The organism is Kocuria himachalensis (assembly GCF_054784195.1).
Map to the genome: position 1 here is coordinate 32,278 of NZ_BAAGPL010000001.1, position 22,444 is coordinate 54,721.

The following is a 22,444-nucleotide window of genomic DNA, read 5'->3' on the forward strand; positions in this document are numbered from 1 at the left end:
ACAAACAGCCGAAGCGCCGAAGTGGTCCCCGGCGGCCTGCGCCAGGCTGTCCGGGATACTTCCTGACCCACGAAGGAACCCCTACCGCAACATCGCCCTCGCGGAACATGGCCGGTAGCCGGCCATGTGTAAACCGGGTGGGACGGGGCCTGACCTTGGCTTCGCTGTCTACGGGTCCACTCGTAGCTGTTTCGGCTTTGGATGTGCGGACAGCCCCTCGCCCCCGGAGCCCAGGACACCCGCGAGAGGAAGCCCTGCGGCAACGCCAGGGGCGTGGAACGCGCCCGCTGTGACTTCACGGCCCTGGCGTCACAGAAAGGAGCTCGACTGCTGCGGTTGGTGTTGGCGGCCAGAACTCCCGGGCTCAGCGGTCATTCCCGGGGGCCGATTCTCCGCAGTCGGCGCCCGACGAGGAAGGAGATGGCGACCGCGACAGCGGCCATGGTGGCGAGCATGGCCCACGCCAGGGTCGAGCTGCCGAGAGCGAGGACCACACCGGTGAGCACGGGCCCTGCTGCGCTGCCGATGTAGGAGCCGGTCTGGACGATGCCCGTGGCCGCTGCGGCGGCGTCCGGTGCCAGGTGGGAGACGAAGTAGTGCACGAGTCCGGGCCACCCCCAGCCGAGGCCTGCGGTGATCAGGAAGCCGGCCACGTAGCTGCCGGTGGCGGGGACGGCCATCAGAGCCAGCCCGAGGCCGCACGCCACAATGGCGCAGCGGATCAGTGGCAGGGCCGAGACGCCGCCGCGGTCGACAACCCGGCCGATCACGATGCGGGTGATCGCCCCGGTCGCGCTGCCGGCGGCCAGCAGCACCCCTGCCGGGCCGGGGTCGATCCCGCGCTCCACGGCACCGGTCACGGCGAAGGCGACGGCGGAGTTGGCGGAACCGGCGGCGAACATCGTCATCGTGGCCATCAGCACCAGCGCGGGACGCAGCCTGGGATCCAGCTGTCCCGCCGGACGAGCTGCGCCCCGTGGGGAAGGTGCTGCACGGATCAGGGCGGTGGGGATCAGCACCACCGCGCCGGCGATCGCCATCAGCAGGAACGCCACCGGCCAGCCCAGGGTGAGGGCGATCAGGGGGATCGACGCGCCGGCGACCAAACCTGCGAGGGGCACGGCGGCCTGTTTCACCCCGAATGCCAGCCCGCGCGAGGAGGCCGGGAGGTGCGTGACCAGCAGGTGGTTGGAGGAGGGGTGGCCCAGCCCGTTGCCGGCACCGCCCAGGGCGGCCCACAGGATCAGCCACGGCCACGCGGGAATCCAGGCCGCACTGCCGGTCAGGCTCAGCACCGCCAGCAGCAGGGCGGTGATCCCCATGCGCTTCTCGCTCAGCACCCGCCCGATCGCGCTGGTGGATGCTGAGGTCAGAGCGGCTGCGGCCCAGTAGATCCCGACCGCCACGCCGATCCCGTAGGCGGGGACGTGGACCGTTGCGGTGATCTCCGTGGCCAGTGCTCCCAGCAGGAACACCGGCATGCTGGTCAGGACGGTCACCAGCACGGCCGAGCCGACTGCGGCCGCACCCCGCCCAGGCCGCCTCACGATCTCCGCCGGGCCCCGGAGGTCCCCGAGATGGCGTCGGGCACCGGTGCCGGGACGGATCGGGTTCCGCCGCGTGGGGGTGAAGCCGTCATGCCTGGTGCTCCTGCATTTTCCGGGTCCTTTCGTGCGCGTGTGCCGGTTTCCGTGGACGGCGTCGTACCCTCTGCCGGCACCGGCGACCCACTGTTGCTGCCGGAGTCGGATAAAGGGGTGCGGGCCGGATCCACGGTGTTGACAGCCGGATGGGGGTAGTCCTCTTGCGATGCCTCTCCCTCTCGGGAGTGGGTGGATGGCCGGGGCGGGAACGCCATTGAGACCCCACCGTGGTGGGGCCTCAATGATGCGTGTTCCTCCGCCGATCCGAACGTCAGCAGGCCCGGGGAGTCAGGGACGGCGCTGGAGGGTTATCCGGTGAGGCCCACGGTGGCGATCATGATGGGGACGATGCTGATGATGAGGATCGCGCCAAGGATGTCGAAGACGATGCCGGTGCGGATCATACGGGTGATGGGCACCGCCCCGGTGCCGTAGACGATGGCGTTCTGCGGGGTGGAGACCGGCAGCATGAACCCGAACGAGGCGGCGAAGGTCGCGGCCATGGCGGGCACGAACGGGTCCACGCCCATGGCCTGGCACAGCGGGATGACGATCGGGACGATCACCGCGGCGGAGGCGGTGTTGGAGGTGGTCTCGGAGATCAGGATCGCCAGCACCGCGGAGAACACGGTGATGGTCACGACGTTGGTGATGTTGAGGTTCTCGGCCGCTCCGGTGCCGATGGTCTCGGCCAGACCGGTGGCGGCCAGCAGGGAGCCGAAGATGATGCCGGTGCCGAACAGGATGATCGTGCCCCAGTCGATCTTCGCCGCATCCGTCCAAGTCAGGGTGGCTTCGCGCTTCTTCCAGTTGGTGGGCAGGATGAACAGCAGCGAGGCGCCGAGGACGGCGACGATGCCCTCGTCGAGGCGGTCGTCGAGGAAGATGTAGGCGGCCGACTCCGTGCCGGCGAACAGGCTGGCGAAGGCCGGCAGCAGCCACAGGGTGACGGTGAAGCCGAAGGCGATCAGGGTGTTCTTCTCGGCCCTCGACATCTTGCCCTGGGCGGCCTTCTGCTCGCGGATGTAGTCCTCCACGCCCTCGAGCTGGCGGATCTCGGGCTTGTTGAGCAGGAACATGATCAGGGCCAGGACCACGAACATGGCCAGGCAGACGGGGAAGGCGATGGCCATCCACTGCGCGAAGGAGATCCGGGTGCCGGTGGCCTCCTCGATCAGGCCGCGGCCGATCAGGTTCGGGGGCGAGCCGACCGGGGTGAGCAGCCCACCCACGGACGCCCCGTAGGCGAGCATCAGCAGCAGCGCGGCACCCACGCGCAGGCGCAGGGGGTCGAAGTCGGCCTTGACCACCCCGCGGTCCTGCATGAGCTGGGCGATCAGCGCGAGGATGCCCAAGGCGGTGGGCATCAGCATCGCCACGGTGGCGGTGTTGGAGACGAAGGCCGAGAGCATGCAGGTGATCACGCCGAAGGCGATGATGATCCGGTAGGTGGACTTGCCGACTCCGGGGATGGAGAGCACCGCGAAGGCCAGCCGCTGGGCGATGCCGTGCTTGAGCATCGCCGCGGCCAGGATGAACGCGCCGATGAAGGTGAAGATCGTGGTGGACCCGAACGGCTGGAGCACGTCGGAGGCCGGGGCCACCCCCAGGATCACGATCGCGGCCACACCGATCAGCCCGCCGATCGGGATGGGCACCGGCTCGCAGATCCACAGGATGATCACCCCCAGCAGCACCGCGGCCAGCATGTGCTGGTTGTGCTCCAGGTTCAGGGGCAGCAGCGCGAAGATGATCGCCACCGCCGGAGCCAGGAAGAACCCGGTGGTCTGCCGGGCGCGTTCGAACTTCTCCTCCCGGGGGGAGAGGGTTTGTTCGCTGAGGCTGCGGAAAGTCTTGCCGCCCAGCAAAGCAGTCCGCACATCGGTGCGCGGGCCGGTACTGGCGGGGCTGGCGGGGCTGGCGGGAACAGGCTGCTGGGTTTGCACGGTCCAGGTCCTTCCATCGTCGGAATGGACTCACCATGCGCCCGTGACTTGCATCACGTCAAAGGCCCGTTGTCTACTACCCCAATAGGAAGAACCAATGGGTTCACGGGTTGTCGGTGAACTGTGCTGTCCCAGAGCCTTGGGAGCTCCCTTGAATCGACGGATGATGACTGCACCTCCGTGCTTGGATCCCGCAGGTGAGAGAACCTATCGTCTGCCCGCCGGCCGGGTCGCCGGTGCTTTGAGGGACTTGATGGCCATCCACCGGCGGCGCATCCCCTACCCCAGGACAGGCTTGGATCTCCTAGGGCGGGCCATCCAGGAAGGCGAACATGGACGTCAGACAGCTGAAGTATTTCTTGGCCGTGGTGGACCACGGTGGGTTCACCCGGGCGGCGGAGCAGCTGATCATTGCTCAGCCCTCGCTGTCGCAGACCATCAAGGGACTCGAGCGGGAGCTGGGGGTTTCCCTGTTCCACCGGATCGGGCGGCGGGTGGTGCTCAGCGAGGCCGGCCAGGAGCTGGTGGGCCCAGCCCGGGTCGTGGTCCGGGACCTGGAGGCGGCGCGGGCGGCCATCAATGATCTGCGCGGGGTCCGCAGCGGCCGGCTGGACGTGATCGCCATGCCCTCCCCCGGCATCGAACCGCTCACCTCGATGATCGCCGCCTACGCGCAGTCCCACCCCGCGGTGACCCTCAATGTCGCCGCCGCCTTCACCCCCGACGAGGTGACCGACGCGGTGCGCACCGGCGGCGCGGAGATCGGGCTCCTGGGCACCGACCGCCCGTTCCGCTCCGCCGAGGTCGAGGTGATGCACCTGGAGCAGCAGCCCTTGGTGCTGATCGTCAACCCCAACGCCGACGACTTCGGCGACGGCGAAGCCATCCACCGGGAAGCCCTGGAGGGTCACCGGGTCGTCGCCTCCCAGCGGGGCTCACTGATGCGCTGGCTCGTCGACGACGCCCTGGCCGGCGGCGTGCAGGTACAGATCGCCGCGGAGGTCGCCCACCGCACCTCGGTGCTGCCCCTGGTGCTGGCCGGGGTCGGCCACGCGGTGATGCCCTCCTCCTGGACCCCCCTGGCGCGCGCCACCGGGCTGCGCGTGCTGGGGATCGAGCCGGTCACCGTGCTGCACGTGGCCGTGCTCAGCCGCCCGACGGACCTGACCCCAGCCGCCCGGGCCTTCCTGGAGGTCGCTGCCCAGCACAGGGCCGATCGTTCCCCCGCATCATAGGGAGCCCCTATTTAGGGAATGCGAATTGAGTCTTGGACCTTATCCATGTCTGGGCGCTCTACTAGTACCTGACACCGCGATGTGATGCGGACAACAGGTAGAAGCACTCGAGAAGGAGAGCACCATCATGGCTGAGCAGCAGATGTTCAAGATCGCCTCGATCCCCGCCGACGGGGTGGGCAAGGAGGTCGTCGCCGCCGGCCGGAAGGTTCTGGATGCGCTGGCCGAGCAGTCGAACGGGAAGTTCTCCTTCGACTGGACCGAGTTCCCCTGGGGCTCGGAGTACTACGACCAGCACGGGGTCATGATGGACCCCAACGGGCTGGAGGAGCTCAAGGCTTTCGACGCGATCCTCTTCGGGGCCGTGGGCTGGCAGAACGTCCCCGACCACGTGAGCCTGTGGGGGCTGCGGCTGAACATCACCCAGAACTTCGACCAGTGGGCCAACATCCGCCCGGTGAAGTTCCTCCCCGGGGTGGTCTCCCCGCTGCGCAAGGCCGATGACACCGAGCTGGACTGGGTCGTGGTCCGGGAGAACAGCGAGGGCGAGTACGCCGGGCTGGGCGGGCGCAACCTCGCCGGCCGCGGGCCCGGCAACGAGGTCGCCGTCCAGTCCTCCCTGTTCACCGAGAAGGGCTGTGAGCGGATCATCCGCTTCGCCTTCGACCTGGCGCAGACCCGGAAGGTGAAGAAGGTCTCCAGCGTGACCAAGTCCAACGCCCAGCAGTACGGCATGGTGCTGTGGGACGAGGTCTTCGCCCGCGTCGCCAAGGACTACCCGGATGTGACCACCGAGTCCGTGCTGGTGGACGCGATGAGCGCGAAGTTCGTCCTGCGACCCGAGGACCTGTCGGTGGTGGTGGCCTCCAACCTCAACGCCGACATCCTCTCCGACCTCGGCTCCGCGCTGGCCGGCAGCCTCGGCCTGGCCGCCAGCGCCAACCTCAACCCGGAGCGCCGCTTCCCCTCGATGTTCGAGCCCGTCCACGGCTCCGCCCCCGACATCGCCGGCAAGGGCATTTCCAACCCCATCGGCACCATCGCCAGCACGGCCCTGATGCTCGACCACTTCGGCCTGCACACCGAAGCCCGCCGTGTCGAGGCCGCGATCGAGGCCACCACCGCCGCCGGGCACCTCACCCGCGACATCGGCGGCACCGCCGACACCAACGAGATCACCGGAGCGATCATCGAGGCCCTGGCCAAGTCGCTGACCTCCGCCTGAGGCATTAGCCGTCCAGGACAGTCCCACCCACCACGGGGCGCTTTCAGGGGCCGGCCGGCATCGTGCCGGCCGGCCCCTGCCTGTCCCGGGCCCGCGACCGGTTCACCCACGCTTTCACTCAGGGCTCAGCGCACCGCCGCAGAGCATTCCTTCTCGAGACTGAGGACACCACGCATGGACCACACCATGGCCGAGAACACCCACCGGACGCCCGTCCGCAGGTCCTGGCACCGCGACAACGAGCTGGTGGGCGAGGCCCTCCGATGAGCGCCACCACCACGACCACGCTCCGAATCCTGATCGCCCCGGACAAGTTCAAAGGGTCGCTGACCGCCTCCCAGGTCGCCGAGTCCCTGGCCACCGGTCTGCGCCAGGAGACCCCAGGCATCGACGTGCGCACCCTGCCGCTGGCCGACGGCGGGGACGGCAGCGTTGAGGCCTCTCTGGGCGCCGGGTTCCAGGCGGTGACCGTCCCGATCACCGGTCCCACCGGGGAGCCGGCCACCACCACCGTGGCCTTCGACGGCACCACCGCCGTGGTCGAGGTCGCCACCACCGCCGGGCTGCAGATGCTGGCCCCCGGACAACTGGCCCCGCTCACCAGCAGCAGCGTCGGGTTCGGCCAGGCCATCCGGGCCGCCCTGACCCATCGCCCGGCCCGGATCGTGCTGGCCCTGGGCGGCAGCGCGACCACCGACGGCGGCGCCGGGATGCTCAGCGCCCTGGGCGTCGTCTTCTACGACGGGCAGGGTCACCCGTTCGTGCCCACCGGGGCCACCCTGGAGGAGATCACCGACGCCGACCTCACCGGCCTTGTCGATCTGGCGGGGGTGGAGCTGATCGCGGCCAACGACGTGCAGAATCCCCTGCTGGGCCCGAACGGGGCGGCGGCCGTCTACAGCCCGCAGAAGGGCGCCACCCCCGCCGACGTGCAGATGCTGGAAGCCGGGCTGGAGTGCTTGATCCGGCGTCTGTGGGAGGTCGGCTGGCCCGCCGAGGAGGCCGCCGGTGTCCCCGGGGCCGGAGCCGCCGGAGGGTTGGGTTGGGCCGCGATGCTGCTGGGCGCCCGGATGGTATCCGGGGCGGACTTCTTCCTGAACCTGCTCGGCTTCGACGCCCAGGTGGCCGGGTGCGACCTGGTGATCACCGGTGAGGGGAAGCTGGACACCCAGACCCTCTCGGGCAAACTGCCGGTGGTCGTGGCCCGCCACGCGGGCCCGGTACCGGTGATCGCGGTGGTGGGCCACAACGCCCTGGGCACCGACCGGCTGCCTGCTCACGGCATCAAGCAGGTCTACGCGCTCAGTGCCATGACCGAAGCCGACAGCGCCACCGACCCGGAGCTCTCAGCCGCCCTGCTACGCGAAACTGGTCAACGTATCGCCCGACACCTGACACCAGCCTCGAGCACTACCGAACCCGCAGATGCTCTCTAGCCACCCACCGGAACGGGCGGCCTGACAGCTCAGGCATCAGGCCGCCCGACGCCCTTGCACTTCCCAGCGACTCCAGGAGGTGATTCCCTGGGAAATTCTCACCGCCGCACAGCCCGCCTCTAATCCGCCATATGTAAAGCAGGGTGGAGCAGGGGACTCACTGTCGAGGACCGGACGACCGCGGGCAGCTACTGTGCGCGTCAGTGCAGCTGAGGTGATCGACCAGGAATGATCCCCAGCGACTGCTGAGCGCGGCGGCGTTCTTGTAGCTGCGATTCCATCTGGTTGGCCCACAGGCGCGACTGGTGCTCGAAGTGCGACACGAACCCGATGGCCAACGCCACCACCCCGCCCACCAGAAGGCCGATCGACACCGGCTCCGGCGCATGCCCCACCCCGACCGACAAGCCCAGTCCGACGGTGGCAACTGCGGCCGCCAGTCCGCCGGCACCCGTCGCGAGGGTGATCACCGTGGGTGACATCAGGAGACCTCCTGGAACTCGATCTAGACTTTAGCCTAATTCATACACCTCAGTAACTTGATGTGTCAACAAATTTGGTGAGGGACGTGCCACGTTCCCGAGATTCCTGGAATAGCGGGGTCCCCGCCCCAGTTGTGGTCGGTGCCGATACACCTTCTTGCTCGAAGGAGCACGCACCAGATCATGGCCACCACTGATTACGACGCTCCGCGCACCCGGCCCGAGGACGAGCCGGCCAACGAGTCCCTGGAGGCGATCCAGGCCCGTGCCAGCGCCACCGCCCAGAGCGCGGTCATCGACGCCGAGTTCTTCGACACCGCCGAGGGCATCGACCTGCCCGGGGCGGATCTCTCCCACGAAGAGCTCACCGTGGCCGTCATCCCGGAGCAGGTCGACGAGTTCACCTGTGCCTCCTGCTTCCTGGTCCGGCACCGCTCTCAGCTCGCCCGCCAGTCCGGCGAGGTGTCGTACTGCACCGACTGCGAGGGCTGAACCCGGACGCCCACTGACGCCAGACACCTTCAGGCCCCGGCGCACGATGCGCCGGGGGCCTGGAGGTGTGTTGCCCCGACGGTTGAGGGAAGGCCGTGGGCCGGTGCCCGGGTGCGGTCAGGCGGTGATGGCCAGGTACATGGCGTAGATCTCCCGCCGGGCCCGCTGAGCGGTGTTCGCCGCCTCGGCCAGGTGCTGGCCCTCGGCGTGCTCGGCCTGCGCCGAAGCCTCCGCGGCGGCCTGAGCCAGCTGCTGGGCGGTGGTGGTGGCTGCTTCCAGCCGCTGGGTACGGCGGTGCAACCAAGAGGTCCCGTCGGCAGCGGCACTGGCACTGCGGGCCTTCTCGCGCAGACGCTCGAGGCACAGGGTGGTCTCCTGGGCGGCCTGGGCCGTGGCGCGGCGGTCGACGATCACCGGCATGAGAGCAGTGAGCATGATGTCCTTCTCAGCGGAAACAGGCAGAACGGGGATCCCGGCATGGGGCTTGGCAGGCAGAGCCGTGCACGAGGTGGTGTTCAGCAGAGGCTGGACTCCCCCGCCACCCGAGACCTGCCGGGCGGGGGATCCGCCCATCGCCTGACAGCCTGCCCGCAGCGCCTCAGGCGGCTCGGGCGTGCGGGGCGTGGCGCAGGCGGTAGTCCTGGGCAGGGATCAGCTTCGGGATCCCGGTGGCGTCCTCGAGAATCCACAGCACCCCCAGATGCGGTGCGGCCTGGCTCACGGTGCCAGCATGGCGCAGGTGGTCCTGGTTCCAGACCTCGATCCGCTCCCCCGGGCGGACTCGGGCCGAGTCGTGGATCCATACATCAATGGTGGTCATGACCTGTCCGGTCCGAGTCGGGAGATGGAGTGTGGGCCAGTGGGGCCCTGAGTGCACACCCTGGTGTGGGGTGGTGCTCCTCAAGAGGTGTTCCCCGGCAGGCGCTGGCGTTCTGCTCGGTAGAACGGGTTCTGCCCGGCAGGTGCCACTGTGGCACCTGCCGGGCAGAACCGAGGGTGCTCAGGCGGTGTAGTACTCGCGGCTGCCGGACTTGGCCAGCCCGCGGGCCACCAGGTAGCCGATGGTCAGGTAGGTGATGTACTCCATGGCCTGACGGGCGTCGAACAGGTCGGCGCCGTCCTCCGCCCCGCCGTCACCGACCAGGGTGGCGGTGACGACGATGGCCACCAGCACGCCCAGGTAGGCGATGAGCTCGGTGGTCTTCGTCGCATTCTTGGTCTCGGTGGCCCGGCGCACGCCACCGTCAGCAGTGGTAGCGGGGATGGTGGCCGTGTGGGAAGCAGTGTTCGTCAAAGGAATCTCCTGGAGAAGCAAAAAGGGGGTGCCGGATCGGCAGAAAGCCGAACAGCACAGCGCCGGAGGCGGATTGCCGTCGGTGCAGTCAGTGGGAGGCCGGGGGGACGCCGTGTGCTCGACGCCTTGCCTACGCCGTAGACTGTACGTGTAGAGTAGGGAGAAAGCAAAGCGGACTTATTGAAGGACTCTGATCACCATCCCCTCCCCCACCACAGACCCGGACTCCACTGCCCAGCAGGAGGGCGCACCTACCCCCACGCCAAAGGCCCGCCGGCCGCGGCTGAGCCGGGAGGTCGTGCTCGCCACGGCCCTGAAACTGGTGGACGCCGAGGGTCTGGAGGCCCTGACCATGCGCCGGTTGGGGGCTGAGCTGGGGCGGGATCCCATGGGTTTGTACCGGTATGCGAAGAACCGAGCGGACCTGCTCGACGGGATCACCGAGCTGGTGCTGGGCCAGCTGGTCATCCCCACCGACGGGGGCGACTGGCAGGCGCAGCTGCGCCGCACCGCCCACGACTTCCGCGACCTGGCCCTGGCCCACCCGCACGTGGTGCCGCTGCTGGTGACCCGGCCGCTGTCCACCCCGCTGGGACTGCGCCCACTGGGCACCCTGCGGCCGCTGGAGAACATCCTGGCACTGCTCATCGACGCCGGCTTCGCCCCCGGTGACGCCCTGCACGTCTACCGGGCCTACTACGGGTACCTCTACGGGCACATCCTCAACGAACTCCAGGAGATCGTCGTGGACCCGCAGGAGAACGAGGACCTGCTGCGCCTGGGCCTGCACCGCCTGCCCGCCGGCTCCTTCCCCCGGCTGCGCGCCCTGGCCCCGGTGTTGGCCGACTACGACGGGGCCGGGGAGCTCGAGGCGGGCATCACCATCTTGCTCACCGGCCTCTACAGCCAGCTCCACCCCACCCCGGCCACACCCAGCACCCCGACCGCTGCGTCCCCGGCCGCTGCCCAGGACACCGCTGGGGCTGCCGCGGATGCTCCACCACGTCCCGACCAGCTCGGCCGCTGACCCTTTGCACCCAGGAGTTGTCATGACCACCACCGCCTCTGACCACACCGCACGCCACCAGTACCCCGCACCCCACCAGCGCCCCGCGCCTCTGCGGACACCAGGCAGCCGCCTGGGCCCGGAGCAGGACTTCCCGCAAGACCTGGCCGGTTTGGGCATGGCGGACCTGCAGGTGCTGCACTCCCGTGTCACCCGTCAACTGGACCAGGACTACCTCACCGACCCCGCCGGGCCCCATTCGGTCACCATGGACCGGCTCCTGGAGTTGGCCGCCGAGCTGGACGCCCGCGACACCGCATGAGACCGCATGACCCACTCGAGCCCATACAGACAGGCACACCATGAACACCACGGACCCCCAAGAACCCACCGAGACCACTGTCACCGAGGACACCGAGGACACCGAGGACACCGCTAATCCGACGGCCCGCAGGTTCGACTCCATTTGTGTGATCTTCAATCCGCACAGCACCGGCGACGCCCCCACACTGGCCGCGAAGCTGCGCGATCAACTGACCCAGGATCTGCCCTACAGCCCGGAGATCCGGATGCTCCCCACGGAGCACGCCGGGCACGCGGTGGACCTGGCGAAGGAGGCGGCCAGCACCCCGAACGCCCTGGTGGTCTCTGTCAGCGGCGACGGCGGGTACAACGAGGTCGTCAACGGCGTGATGGACGCCGGGTCCACCGATGCCGTGTGCGCGGTGGTCGCCGCCGGCAACGCCAATGACCACCAGCGCACCACCGCCCGCACACCACTGACGGAGGCCGTTGCCGAGGGCCACGTGCGGAAGATGGACCTGCTGCACCTGTCCACCGGGGACGGACCCGAGGCTCAAGCCGTCTACGCCCACTCCTACATCGGTTTCGGGTTGACCCCGGTGGTGGCCATCGACATGGAGAAGGGCAACAAGGGCGCCCTCAAGGAAATGATTTCGGTGGTGCGGACCTTCGCGCAGTTCCGGCCCTTCCGCATCGAACACTCCGACGGCACCCGGGCCAAGATCGACAGCTTGCTCTTCGCCAACATCCCTCAGATGGCCAAGTACGCCACCCTCAGCGAGGCCGAGGACCGCCCGGCCGACGGGAAGTTTGAAGTCATCCTCTTTCCGCACACCGCCAAATGGCGCGTGCTGCTCAAGGCGTTCCGTGCGGCCACCACTGGGTTGGGCGACCAGCCCAGCGTGGCCCGCTACGAGTTCACCGCGCTGAAGCCGATGCCCTACCAGCTCGACGGCGAGGTCCGCTCCGTCCCGGCGAACACCACCGTCCGGGTCGAATCCGCCCCCTCCGCCCTGACTGTGATCGGCTGAGCGACACGACGCCTCACCATCCCCGCCCCTGCCCTTGCCCCTGGCGGGTGCAACCGCCGCCTTCCCTGCCGATGACTGCCGATGACTGTCGATGACTGTCGATGACTGTCGAGAACAGGAAATATGACCACCACCACTCCTACGTTCGCCCCGCCCTGCGGGCCGGTCCGCGGCTGGACCGACGGTGAGGTCATCCGGGCGACCGGGATCCCCTACGCCACGGCCGGCAGGTTCACCGCCCCCGCCCCAGCAACCGACTGGACGGAACCTCTCGACGCCACGGCCCCGGCCCCGGCATGCCCGCAGGTCCGTTCCCCCTTTCTGGAGGAAGTCCTCGGCGGGGCCATGGGGGCCCTGCCCCGGGACGAGCACTGCCAACGGCTGTCGGTGACCCTGCCCCACCACGTGGCAGCCGGAGAAGTCCTGCCGGTGATGGTGTGGATCCACGGCGGCTCCTACACCACCGGAGCCGGGGACGCCGCGATCATGGACCCAGCCCAGCTGGTCGCCGAACAACGCGTCGTGGTCGTCTCGGTCACCTACCGTCTGGGCCTGTTCGGCTACCTGGGCTCGGGCCACCACCGCCCGGCCAACCTCGGGCTGCTGGACCAGCTGGAGGCTCTCCGCTGGGTGCGACGCAACATCACCGCCTTCGGCGGCGACCCGCACCAGGTGACCGCCTTCGGCCAGTCCGCCGGGGCGGACGCGGTGGCCCACCTCATGGCCACCCCCGAGGCCACCTCGCTGTTCCGGCGCGCCATCCTCCAAAGCCCCCCGCTGGGCATCACCCGCGGACGAGCCGCGATGAACGAGGCCATGAACCAGGCCGCCGAGATCGTCACGGCCGACACCCCGGTGGCCGAGGTGGTGGCCCTTCAGGCCGAGGTCACCGCCCACGCCGCGGCCTTCGGGCTCATGGGCGCGATGGCCTTCGGCACCCAGTACGGCCACCACCCCCTGCCCGACGAAGAAGAGATCGAGGCGGCCTGGGACCGGGTGGCACCGCACATCGACGTCCTCATCGGCCACACCACCGAAGAAGCACGGCTGCACATCCCCACCGCCACCACCTTGCAACGGTGGATCCGGCTGCCGGTGGTCGGGGCGTTGATCCGCCGCGCCGTCGTCAGCTACGTGACCGCAGCGGTCTATTCCATCGCGATCCGCCGCTTCGCCACCCGCCACACCCGCGCCGGTGGCACCGCCCACACCTACCAGATCTCCTGGGCCGCTGCCGGCAACGAGTACGGGGCGGCCCACGCCATCGACCTTCCGCTGCTGTTCGGCCACGAGCACACCTGGGCCGGCACCGGACTCGTGGCCGGCGCCGACTGGGAAGAGATCGACGCCCACGGCCGCCAGATCCGCCGGCTGTGGGCCGACTTCGCCCGCGGCACCCCACTGAACGAGAAGGGCCGGATCCCCGGGGCGCTGAGCTACCGTCGCGCCCAGGACCTGCCCCGGGCGGCGGTGAACCGGCGGACCAGCCCTGTCGTAGACGGCGATGTCCCGGTGCCGCCCGCGCGGCACCATGTGAGCGTGCAGGCCTAGAACTCCGGCAACACCCGCCCCTGGCCCTGTGCTGGCAGAGGCCCCGACCGGTGAGCGCTTCGCCTGTCGCTTCTCGAACGTGGGTGAGAACGGCACGGCGCCGCCAGGAGAAGAAGACGGCCACACATCTGGCCCACCGGAGACAACGCTCCTAGTCTGGGAGCAGGTCCAGCAGCCGGCCACGATCCCTTCCCGGCCCAGGAGCCCCGGGATGGAACTTCAGCTCTCCGTGTCCGTCGAGGTCACCGCAGACGAAAAGCACGCCCGCCTGGTGACCAGCGGGCACCTCACCGAAACCAACCAGCACATGCTCTACCCGTTGATCCACCGCGCCCGCACCCTCACCTCCCAGACCCAAGTCATCGTCGACCTCACGGCGGTCACCCACTTCGAGGCCGCAGCCTTGGACCTGCTGCGCTGGGAGGTGGCGTTGGATCCGACCCAGCACCCCACCAGGCCGGTGCGTTTCGACCTGCTCACATCGCCGCCGACCAGCGGATCGAGCTCCACCCCCGACGGCGGAACGTAACCTCCACCGCACCACGATCTGCCGCTAGTACGCCATATGTCATGTCGAACCCCTTGGGACTTCGAGCGTCGGGAGGGGGTCATCCAGCGATCAGGCCCGGCGCGACGTTGTCCAAAGCTCAAGTCTTGAGGAGTGTTGCGGCCCTGACGAGGAACCACCCCGCCCAGAAGTGATCAGAGACCCTGTGCGGGAACGCGATGGGGGCCCGCCCCATGGGTTCATGCCTGGTCTCTGAGGGCGTGCAGCGGGGCAGACAACGCAGGTCATTCTCGTGCTGGAACATGCCAGCGGGTGGGGAAACCTGTTCCGGCCCGCACGTGATCATTTACGGTAACCCCATGGCACGAGGTCGAAAACCCCAGTCCTCCTGGGACCCCGGAGCGCCTTTTCGTCCGGGGGCGATCTGCCTCGACTTCGGCTACACCGGTGGCTTCGACACCGGGTCCCAGGGCGGGGAACAGTTGCGGGGGCCCGAGGCCCTGACCCAGTGGTTGCACCAACACATCTCACCTGCCGTGGCCGCCGCCGATGAGCAGGACCTGGCGCACGCCCTGGACCTGCGGGGTTGCATCGTCGAGGCGGCCCGCGCACTGGTCCGCGGTCACGAACTCCCCGAGGATGCACTGGCCCGCATTGGTGCTCTGGCCGCACACCCCGGCATCCCTGGACAGATCGATGCGCCGGCAGCTGTGGTGCCCCCGTGGCCGGTGGAGCGCACGCTGGCCACGATTGCGGGAAACGCTGCCGCCGCCTTTTCCACGAGCTTCATCCGCGTCCGGGACTGCGCCGGGCAGGACTGTGACCTCATCTTTTACGACGGTTCAGCCGCCGGAGCACGTCGATGGTGCTCCATGTCCCGCTGCGGTAACCGGGCCAAGGTCCGCGCCCACCGGGCACGTAAAGCAACCAGCCCCGTCTCCTGAGCCTGGGTGTCGCCCCCAGCATCTGGAACCACCGTGGCCCCGCCATACCCTCCCCGGAGGGGCGGGCCCCCCTCTGCCGAGCACCGGCGGGAGCAGCCCGTCGCTGCGACCTCACCGCTCCGCCCGGGAATGCCCGAAGTGGTTCAGGAGCTGGAATCATCGAGGACCTCGAGGTGGGCGCCTTCGAGGAGTTCCCGGCCCGCCACGACTTCCTGAGCACACCGGCCCCCCATGAGAAGAGAATCTGATGAGCTCCGCACCGGATGCCCCCGACCCCACGGACCCCGCCGACAACGACGCGGGCGAGGAGACCACGGAAGACCATGAGGCCGCCGGCGAAGCCCAGGGCGGACTGGTCGGCGCCGGGGCCGCGCGCAGCTTCACCGACGCCGTCGAGCAGCGCCTGGCCCGCCAGGCGCCCGAGGACTCCTCCCCCGGCAACAGCGCAGCAGAAGGCCGGGGATGGCCCGAGCTGGAGGAAGAAGAGGACAGCCCGGTGCGCGTCGATAACCCGGAGTGAGCACCACCTGCCCGGTCCTCCACCCGGGTAGCCAACCGGTCAGAAGGTCCCCGTTCTTCTCCTCATGGAGATGTACTGGCAGGAAAAGGAGCCTGTTCGTCGTCGGCACCGCGGTGGTGGGGCGCGTAATGAGCGACCGTCGCAAGTAGGCGACCGCGCCGGTGACGAGCCAGAATCGGATCCGGCGACGCTGACCCACGCCCCACTGCGGTGATCCCTGTCCAACTGGGGGCAGCGTGTTTCCCGGTGTGGCCGGCGATCAGGTCCGTGGATGGTCCTGGTCGGTGAGGTGGGTCAGGATCGCCTGGGCGACCGCGTGCGGGGAGTCCTCGGTGGGGATGTGCTTGCCGGCCACCTCGATGAGGTCCGTCCCGGGGATGTCGGTGACGTAGCGGTGGGCGTAGCCGATTTTCTGGAAGTCATCGTCGCGGCCCCACACCAGGCGGGTGGGCACGGCGGCGTCCTGCAGAGCGGGTACCAGATCAAGGGTGTAGCGGGGATCGGCGGCGGCAGCCATGGCCATCCAGGACCGAACCCGGGCCGGATCGTGCCACGGCGCAAGGTAGGCGGCCAGCTCCTCGTCACTGAGGCGACGCTGGACACTGCCGCGGGTGGAGCCGGCACGGGCCTGCAACAAATCCACGACGGTGGTGGCCTCGCGCACCTGGGGATCACGGAAACGCTCCACGGCCGGAACCGGCCAGGAATCGAACATGACGGAGTTCATCAGCACCATCTTCCGCACCCGACCGCTGGTAGCGGCCAGATGCTGGGCGACCCCACCGCCGATGTCATGACCGACCACGTCGAAGGTCCCCACCCCCAGGGCATCGGCAACATCGAGCACGGTGTCCGCCAGAGCAGGAACGGTGGCGGACTCCACGCTCAGCTCACCGGCGCTGGCCCCGCACCCGGGAAAATCCACGGCGATGCACCGGGCGGCCCGGCCCAGGGCGGGCAGGACCGGTTGCCACACCCGGCTCCAGAAGGTGCCGTGGACCAACAGCACCGGCGGTGCCTGGGCGGTCCCTGCTGCCAGGTAGGACAGTTCCGTGCCGGCGACCTCGATCTGCCGCCGCTCTACCGGGTGGGCCATGCGCCCTCCTCCTGATGTTCGACCCGCTCATGACGGGCGCTGGGCGCGACCACGCCCGGGCACTGCCGGCGTTCCCTGCCCGTTGTCGGGTCGGGGTCCTCGGCGGCGCCCGTGCCCGTCACTGCCCGACTCGCCCCGGGGCCCCTGGGCCCCTGGGACGGTATCCGGTGGGGGAGCCCGTCCCAGGGACCCGGACGGTTCTAGATACCGCCGCCCGACAGACGGCCACCTCCGCTCGGCGGCACCTCACCGTGGGCATCCGGGTCCTCCCCCGGTGCTGGGCCGACCGCGTCGTAGGCGGTGGGAGGCTCCGTGGGGGTCATCGGCGTGGCGGTGTCCTCAGACCCGGTAGTCGGGGCCAGTGTCGTGAACTCCTCGCTCACCGCCTCCTCCTCGACGAGCGGGACCTCGACCGGGGTGCCCTCCTCGAACGTGCCCGACTCGATGTCCGTGTCGGTGTCCTCCCCGGCATCCTCGTTCTTGGCCGCCGCCGCGGCGGCCACCCCGGCCGCCGCGAGCCCGGCCGCGGCCACACCCGCGGCGACCGCCTTGCCCGACACCCCGGCCTTGCCGTCGTCACCGCGGGAGGCCGCGGCGTGCTCCACACCGGGCGTGCCGACCGGGGCTCCCTCGTTCACGGAGCCCCGCCAGGCACCGGTCGCGTAGCCCTCGGCCTCGATGAACTTCTTGAACCGCTCGAGGTCGCCCTCGGCCTGGTTCTCGACCACGTTGAGCTTGTCGCCGATCTTCTCCACGAGGCCCTCGGGCTCGTACTCGAGGACCAGGTGCACCTCGGTCCGGCCGTTGCCGGCGTCGTGGAACATCACGGATCCGGCGTTGGTGGCGCCCTCGGTCGCAGCCCAGGAGACCCGGCTGTCGGGGACCTGCTCCACGATCCTCGCCTCCCACTGCCGGCGCACACCGCCGAGCTCGGCGACCCACTCGAGGCGGTCGTCGCCGAGCTGAGTCACGCTCTTCACGCCGTTCATGAACTGCGGGAAGTCCTCGAACTGGGTCCACTGGTTGTACACGGTGCTCAGCGGCACATCGACCACGACAGTCTTCTCGACCTTGGTGCTCATGGCATCTCCTTCGATCCGTCTCGACGATCAGGACCGGCGAACCTCCAGCGCTTCGCCAGGGTACTGACGCTACCGTCCGCCTGTCCCGGATGGCCATGCTCACCCATGATGGTGACGTTGCCCGCGCCGCCCTCCGCCGGGCCGGTCGAGGCCGCCAACCAGGAGGAGTCCCCGGAAAACTGCAGGGGAAACAGGCTGCCGGCCGGGCCCTCGGCCGATGGCCCTTCTCCGCACCGCAGGAGAGCGAGAATGCGCAAGAGCGCAGCTAGTGCCGCCCTTTCCCGGGTAGCGCCGACCGGCGTGGCAGCCCCTGCCACTGCCGCGGAAGTGGCTGTTCCCGCCACCACCACGACCCAGCACAGCGACGACGACAACAGCGAGATGGGCCTGTGAGGCCTGGCCGGCCTGCTGGGCCTGGCCGAGCTGCTGAAACGGAACAATCAAGTTCACACCGATCGCGGCTACTACACCGGCGCGGGTGACCCCGACCACCCCGGGCCGGTGAGGCTTCGGCTCCCCAGAGCCGGGAATCGGCACACCTGTACTGTGAGGGCCCGCTCGTTCACGAGTGGGCCCTTGCGTTGTCCCCGGCTGAGCAGGATCGGGCCAGTCCCGGTCGTTGATCTCCTCGCCGTCCAGCATCAGCTCGTTCACCGGTGCGGGATGGCCTGAGGTCGTTGCCCTGTAGCCCGCCCTGAGGTTACGTCTGCTGTCGCTTGGCCTGGGCGTGTTCTCGTTCCTTGGCCCGGGTCCGGCGGAAGCGTTCCAGTTGCGCCATGATTTGTTCCCGGGTGAACCGGTCGTGGTGGGTGTGCTTTTTGATTTCCCACGGGTAGTAGTAGGGCTCCCAGGCGATCTCGTCGTCGATGGTCCACTGCCGGGTCACCAGGTAGCGCACCACCGTGTTGGCCAAGGCCATCACCGGGACCGCGAACAGGGCTCCGGGGATGGCGTAGAGGATGGATCCGGTGGCCACGGCCAGGAACACCGCCAGCGGGTGCAGGGAGACGGCTTTGCCCATGATCAGTGGTTGCAGGACGTTGGATTCGAGCTGCTGGATCAGCAGCACTATCGCCAGCATCCCCAGCGCGGTGGTGGGCCCGCTGGCTACCAGTGCCACCAGCACCGCCACCGCCCCGGTGGCCACTGCCCCCACGATCGGGATGAAGGATCCCAGGAGCACGAGGATGCCGATCGGCAGGGCCAGGGGCACCCCGAGCAGGGCCGCCCCGCCACCGATGCCCACCGCGTCGATGAACGCCACGAACCCCTGAACTCGGGCGTATTGCACCAGCGAGGTCCACCCGTGCCGGCCCGCACCATTGACCGCCCGCCGCACGTTCACCGGGAAGAGCCGGACCAGGAACAGCCAGATCCGTTCTCCGTCCATCAGGAAGAACAGCAGGGTGAACACCATGATCACCAGGCCGGTCAGCACGTTGCCGGCCGTGGCGCCGAAGGACATCGCCCCGGTGAGGATGGCTTGGCTGTTGTCCTGGACGGTGGTGCCGAAGTCGTTGATCCAGTCGTTGACGGTGCTCGCGCTCAGGTCCAGCGGCCCGTCTTCGAGCCATGCGAGCAGCTGCTGGGTGCCTGCTACCGCGCTGTCGGACAGTTGCGCGAAGCCCAGCACGATCTGCCGGCCGGCGATCACGAGCAGACCCATCACCACACCGACCAGTCCCAGTACCACCAGTCCCGCCGCCGCCCCGGCCGGCACGTGCTGGGCCCGCAGCCACTTCACCAGCGGGAAGAGCAGCCCGGCCAGCAACCCGGCGATGAGCACCGGGATGATGACCACCGTGATCCTCGACAGCAGATAGCCGGCCAACCCCACCGCCGCCAGGATCATGATCAGTCGCCACGACCACGCCGCGGCGACCCGCACCGACACAGCGACGCCCCCAGCGGCGTCACCGTGGACCGGCAGCAGCTCATTGCTGCGCCCCGAAGTCAGCGGACGCTGGGCGCCGTGCGATGTCGAGGGCATGGTCACATCCTGGCACGCCCACCGATCACCCCGGTGCGGGACGAATCCGCCCTTCTCGGTCCTGTCCGTGATGGGCTGAGCGACCGGCCGCCGGGCCTGTCGGACCTTTCCGGCAGCGCATAAGGGGGGCCCGGTGGAGATAGGGTTTTGCCGTGTTGGTCGCAGCCCCTGGCCCGGGTAGCGGTGCCCTCGGTGCCATGGAAGCAGGACCGATCGCCTGATACTCCAGCACCCCGTTTCCGGTTGGCCGGTTCGCCCCTGGACAGGACAGCAAGGGCGATGGGACCAGGGCGCAAGCAAGCAATATCCGGGGTAAGTCGCTGCGAACTGGTCGTCCTGGCCCGGCCAGGCAGACCCTGACGGAATCATGGAGTGGGGTGTGTGGTGGTTGATGTGGATCGGGATCTGCCGTGGACGGCGCTGCCGCCCTCCCTCACCCCACTGCTGGCGGGGCACGTGCCCACCTTCACGCAGGGGATGCTGGCGGCGGTGCACCGGGACGTCCCGGTCTACGCCCCCTCTTTGGACGGTCCGTTACGGGCCGAGATCCAGCTCGGGGTCGAGTCCGCCCTGACCCGCTTCCTGGACCTGGCCGGCACCACCCAACCGGCTCTGCGCGATGAGGATCGGCTCGTCTACGAGCTGCTCGGCCGGGCCGAGGTCCATCAGGGCCGGCCCATGGACGCGCTGTTCGCCGCCTACCGCTCCGGGGCCCGCACCACCTTGCGGTCGATGTCGGGGGTGGCCATGGAAGCCGGGGCCGAGGCCTCGGTGCTGATCGTTCTGGCGGAGTCGGTGTTCGCCTACATCGAGGAGCTCTCCGCCGCCAGCGCCCAGGGCTACGCCGCCGAGCAGTCCGAGCGGGCCGGCGAGCAGGACCGGTTGCTGGACACGGTGGCGGAGATGCTCATCCGCGGCCACGTCGAGGAGGACGCCGTACGCGCAGCCGTGCTCACGGCCGGGTGGACCTTGCCCGAGCGGGTGGTGGTGATCCTGCTCCCCACGGATCGGCGCACGGGGTTGCGCTCCCGGCTGGGGCCCCGGGCGCTGCTCACCTCCCGCCCCGGCGACATCATCGCCATCGTGCCCGAGCCCTCCTCCCCCACAGCGCGCCAGGAGCTGGGTCGCGTCCTGGCCGGACGCAACGCGGTGGTCGGCCCAGGCCGACCCTGGCAGGCAGCGCCGGATTCCCTGCGCCTGGCCGTGATGGCCCGGGACCTGCTGCAGCACGATCCCGATGTCGAGGGGCCGCTGTGGGTTACCGAGCACCTCACCCAGCTGCTGCTGCTCAGTGACCGCGCCATGGTCGAGGACCTCGCCGCCCAACGGCTGGCCCCGCTCGAACAGCTGCGCCCCGCCCAGCGGGAACGGCTGGGCGCGACCCTGTTGTCCTGGCTCAAGCACCACGGGCACCGTACTGCGATGGCCACCGATCTGCTCATCCACGAACAAACGGTCGGCTACCGGGTCAACCAGCTGCGCGAGGTCTTCGGTGAAACACTCAACGACCCGCAGACCCGCTTCGAGCTCGAACTCGTCCTGCGCGCCCTGCCCCACCAGAACCCCTCCTAGGCAGCGATCACTGCGGTGCCCGATCTCTCCTGACCGTGGCCCCCGGATAACGATCATCACTGCAAGAATCCCGGGGAATCTCGCCTGCAGCTTCGCCCCGTGGAAATAGGCCGGTAGCGGGGCTATATGTAAAGTTGTTTGATTTTGGGTGTCCCTCTTCCGCCCATTGTCGGGTTGGCCTGCGTGGTCACCGCCGTCGCCGTCATGCTCACGAGGCAGGTCGTTCTCGAAGCTGAAAAAACGTCAGCTCGGGTGGTGATGTTCACCAACATGGTTCCCGACGCCGCCGTCACCCTGGGCGAGGGAACGCAGCGCATGAACATCGGGGTGATGAGAACAGGCATTGTCTGCGGTTCTCACGGCCGGCCGATCATGGGACGGCCCGTGGTCCGGGGACGACCTGGTTCTGCCGATCTGTCAGAGGTCGACGGCCGCGGCGATCTGGGCGACCAGCACGTCGGTCGTTGCGGTTGCGTCCACCACGCTCCAGCCCTCGGTCCGGGCGAGCTCCAGGTAGGCGGTGCGGGCGGTCTGCAGGTAGTCCAGCGACTCGTGATCCTCTCCGCGGCACAGGATCCGCTGCTGGGCGATCCGGGCCGGGACGTCGAGAACGACCACCGCGTACGGGCGGATCGACCGGGCCGCCAACCACGGCAGCACGCGCCCCGGCGGCAGGCCGCGGCCCTGGCGCAGTACCAGTTGGCACACCAGGTGGCGGTCGATGACCACCAGACCCTCTCGGTGGCCGGCCCGCACCTGGGTCACCGCGACGTTGGCGGTGCGCACCACGGTCTCGAACCGGTCCGCCCACCGCACGGGCAGCTCGAGCCCGCAGCGTGCCGAGGCGCGGGCCAACCAGCGCCGCCCGGACCGGTTGCGCAGCACGATTGCCGGCCGTCCCGAGTTCCGCCCTGCCGCCGCCAGCGCGTTCGCAGTGGTTGTCTTCCCGGCCCCGTCGATGCCCAGCAACACCACGATTGTCCGGGCACGTCGAGAACGGGACCCGTCGGGCCGCGACCCCCGACTGCCTGCCTGAGCACGACGCACCCGGCCCCTCTTCCTCGACTGGTCCTGACACTACTGAACGC

General features: G+C 69.2%; 22 protein-coding genes. 12 read left to right on the forward strand and 10 right to left on the reverse strand.

All coding sequences use genetic code 11. The features are described from left to right. Positions 1-371: 371 nt before the first annotated feature. Positions 372-1,499, reverse strand: a complete 1,128-nt coding sequence (locus tag ACYVM4_RS00190) for an MFS transporter (protein ID WP_460667262.1) — start codon at positions 1,497-1,499, stop codon at positions 372-374. A gap of 452 nt (positions 1,500-1,951) precedes the next feature. After that, a complete protein-coding gene (locus ACYVM4_RS00195) occupies positions 1,952-3,589 on the reverse strand; it encodes an SLC13 family permease (protein ID WP_460667263.1) in 1,638 nt (545 codons plus the stop codon). A gap of 332 nt (positions 3,590-3,921) precedes the next feature. Here ACYVM4_RS00195 and ACYVM4_RS00200 point away from each other — a divergent pair, with 332 nt between their 5' ends. The 3 genes from ACYVM4_RS00200 (at position 3,922) to ACYVM4_RS00210 (ending at position 7,485) form a co-directional block, all read left to right on the forward strand. Continuing rightward, positions 3,922-4,824, forward strand: a complete 903-nt coding sequence (locus ACYVM4_RS00200) for a LysR family transcriptional regulator (RefSeq protein ID WP_460667264.1) — start codon at positions 3,922-3,924, stop codon at positions 4,822-4,824. A 127-nt stretch (positions 4,825-4,951) separates the two neighbouring features. Then, entirely contained in the window at positions 4,952-6,049 is a 1,098-nt protein-coding gene (locus tag ACYVM4_RS00205; RefSeq protein WP_460667265.1) for a tartrate dehydrogenase, read from the forward strand. A gap of 263 nt (positions 6,050-6,312) precedes the next feature. After that, positions 6,313-7,485 carry a glycerate kinase gene (locus ACYVM4_RS00210; protein ID WP_460667266.1) on the forward strand — a complete coding sequence of 391 codons (1,173 nt, stop codon included), beginning with the start codon at positions 6,313-6,315 and terminating at the stop codon, positions 7,483-7,485. Between the two features lie 200 nt (positions 7,486-7,685). On the opposite strand, the gene ACYVM4_RS00215 is transcribed toward ACYVM4_RS00210, so the two are convergent. Further along, positions 7,686-7,967 carry a hypothetical protein gene (locus ACYVM4_RS00215; protein ID WP_460667267.1) on the reverse strand — a complete coding sequence of 94 codons (282 nt, stop codon included), beginning with the start codon at positions 7,965-7,967 and terminating at the stop codon, positions 7,686-7,688. 183 nt (positions 7,968-8,150) lie between these two features. Here ACYVM4_RS00215 and ACYVM4_RS00220 point away from each other — a divergent pair, with 183 nt between their 5' ends. Next, positions 8,151-8,459 carry a DUF4193 domain-containing protein gene (locus ACYVM4_RS00220; protein WP_460667268.1) on the forward strand — a complete coding sequence of 103 codons (309 nt, stop codon included), beginning with the start codon at positions 8,151-8,153 and terminating at the stop codon, positions 8,457-8,459. A 117-nt stretch (positions 8,460-8,576) separates the two neighbouring features. Here the strand turns inward: ACYVM4_RS00220 and ACYVM4_RS00225 are convergent, their stop codons facing one another. The 3 genes from ACYVM4_RS00225 to ACYVM4_RS00235 form a co-directional block, all read right to left on the reverse strand. Next, positions 8,577-8,894, reverse strand: coding sequence for a hypothetical protein (locus ACYVM4_RS00225; RefSeq protein ID WP_460667269.1), 318 nt, complete (start codon positions 8,892-8,894; stop codon positions 8,577-8,579). 163 nt (positions 8,895-9,057) lie between these two features. Beyond that, entirely contained in the window at positions 9,058-9,279 is a 222-nt protein-coding gene (locus ACYVM4_RS00230) for a hypothetical protein (RefSeq protein WP_460667270.1), read from the reverse strand. A 180-nt stretch (positions 9,280-9,459) separates the two neighbouring features. Further along, the gene (locus ACYVM4_RS00235; protein ID WP_460667271.1) at positions 9,460-9,753 is read right to left on the reverse strand and encodes a hypothetical protein; all 294 of its coding nucleotides are present in this window, start codon (positions 9,751-9,753) and stop codon (positions 9,460-9,462) included. 298 nt (positions 9,754-10,051) lie between these two features. Between ACYVM4_RS00235 and ACYVM4_RS00240 the strand changes: the two genes are divergently transcribed. The 7 genes from ACYVM4_RS00240 to ACYVM4_RS00270 all read left to right on the forward strand — a co-directional run bounded on the left by ACYVM4_RS00240 (position 10,052) and on the right by ACYVM4_RS00270 (position 15,616). Beyond that, positions 10,052-10,780, forward strand: a complete 729-nt coding sequence (locus ACYVM4_RS00240) for a TetR/AcrR family transcriptional regulator C-terminal domain-containing protein (RefSeq protein ID WP_460667272.1) — start codon at positions 10,052-10,054, stop codon at positions 10,778-10,780. A gap of 22 nt (positions 10,781-10,802) precedes the next feature. Further along, positions 10,803-11,081 (forward strand): hypothetical protein, encoded by a 279-nt coding sequence (locus ACYVM4_RS00245; RefSeq protein ID WP_460667273.1) that lies wholly within the window; start codon positions 10,803-10,805, stop codon positions 11,079-11,081. Between the two features lie 40 nt (positions 11,082-11,121). After that, a complete protein-coding gene (locus ACYVM4_RS00250; protein ID WP_460667274.1) occupies positions 11,122-12,093 on the forward strand; it encodes a diacylglycerol/lipid kinase family protein in 972 nt (323 codons plus the stop codon). 123 nt (positions 12,094-12,216) lie between these two features. Then, positions 12,217-13,644 carry a carboxylesterase family protein gene (locus ACYVM4_RS00255; RefSeq protein WP_460667275.1) on the forward strand — a complete coding sequence of 476 codons (1,428 nt, stop codon included), beginning with the start codon at positions 12,217-12,219 and terminating at the stop codon, positions 13,642-13,644. Positions 13,645-13,855: 211 nt separating this feature from the next. After that, a complete protein-coding gene (locus ACYVM4_RS00260) occupies positions 13,856-14,173 on the forward strand; it encodes a hypothetical protein (protein ID WP_460667276.1) in 318 nt (105 codons plus the stop codon). A 317-nt stretch (positions 14,174-14,490) separates the two neighbouring features. Next, entirely contained in the window at positions 14,491-15,096 is a 606-nt protein-coding gene (locus ACYVM4_RS00265) for a CGNR zinc finger domain-containing protein (RefSeq protein WP_460667277.1), read from the forward strand. A gap of 247 nt (positions 15,097-15,343) precedes the next feature. Further along, positions 15,344-15,616, forward strand: a complete 273-nt coding sequence (locus ACYVM4_RS00270) for a hypothetical protein (RefSeq protein WP_460667278.1) — start codon at positions 15,344-15,346, stop codon at positions 15,614-15,616. 259 nt (positions 15,617-15,875) lie between these two features. Here the strand turns inward: ACYVM4_RS00270 and ACYVM4_RS00275 are convergent, their stop codons facing one another. The 3 genes from ACYVM4_RS00275 to ACYVM4_RS00285 all read right to left on the reverse strand — a co-directional run bounded on the left by ACYVM4_RS00275 (position 15,876) and on the right by ACYVM4_RS00285 (position 19,784). Next, on the reverse strand, positions 15,876-16,712 hold the full coding sequence (locus ACYVM4_RS00275; protein ID WP_460667279.1) for an alpha/beta fold hydrolase: 837 nt from the start codon (positions 16,710-16,712) through the stop codon (positions 15,876-15,878). 200 nt (positions 16,713-16,912) lie between these two features. Then, complete coding sequence (locus ACYVM4_RS00280; protein ID WP_460667280.1) at positions 16,913-17,794, reverse strand: SRPBCC family protein; 882 nt, start codon at positions 17,792-17,794, stop codon at positions 16,913-16,915. 700 nt (positions 17,795-18,494) lie between these two features. Then, on the reverse strand, positions 18,495-19,784 hold the full coding sequence (locus tag ACYVM4_RS00285) for an AI-2E family transporter (RefSeq protein ID WP_460667281.1): 1,290 nt from the start codon (positions 19,782-19,784) through the stop codon (positions 18,495-18,497). Between the two features lie 384 nt (positions 19,785-20,168). Here ACYVM4_RS00285 and ACYVM4_RS00290 point away from each other — a divergent pair, with 384 nt between their 5' ends. Beyond that, the gene (locus ACYVM4_RS00290) at positions 20,169-21,356 is read left to right on the forward strand and encodes a helix-turn-helix domain-containing protein (protein ID WP_460667282.1); all 1,188 of its coding nucleotides are present in this window, start codon (positions 20,169-20,171) and stop codon (positions 21,354-21,356) included. A 417-nt stretch (positions 21,357-21,773) separates the two neighbouring features. Here ACYVM4_RS00290 and ACYVM4_RS00295 read toward each other — a convergent pair whose 3' ends face one another. Then, positions 21,774-22,331: an AAA family ATPase gene (locus ACYVM4_RS00295; RefSeq protein ID WP_460667283.1), complete on the reverse strand. Its 558-nt coding sequence runs from the start codon at positions 22,329-22,331 to the stop codon at positions 21,774-21,776. Positions 22,332-22,444 lie beyond the last annotated feature (113 nt).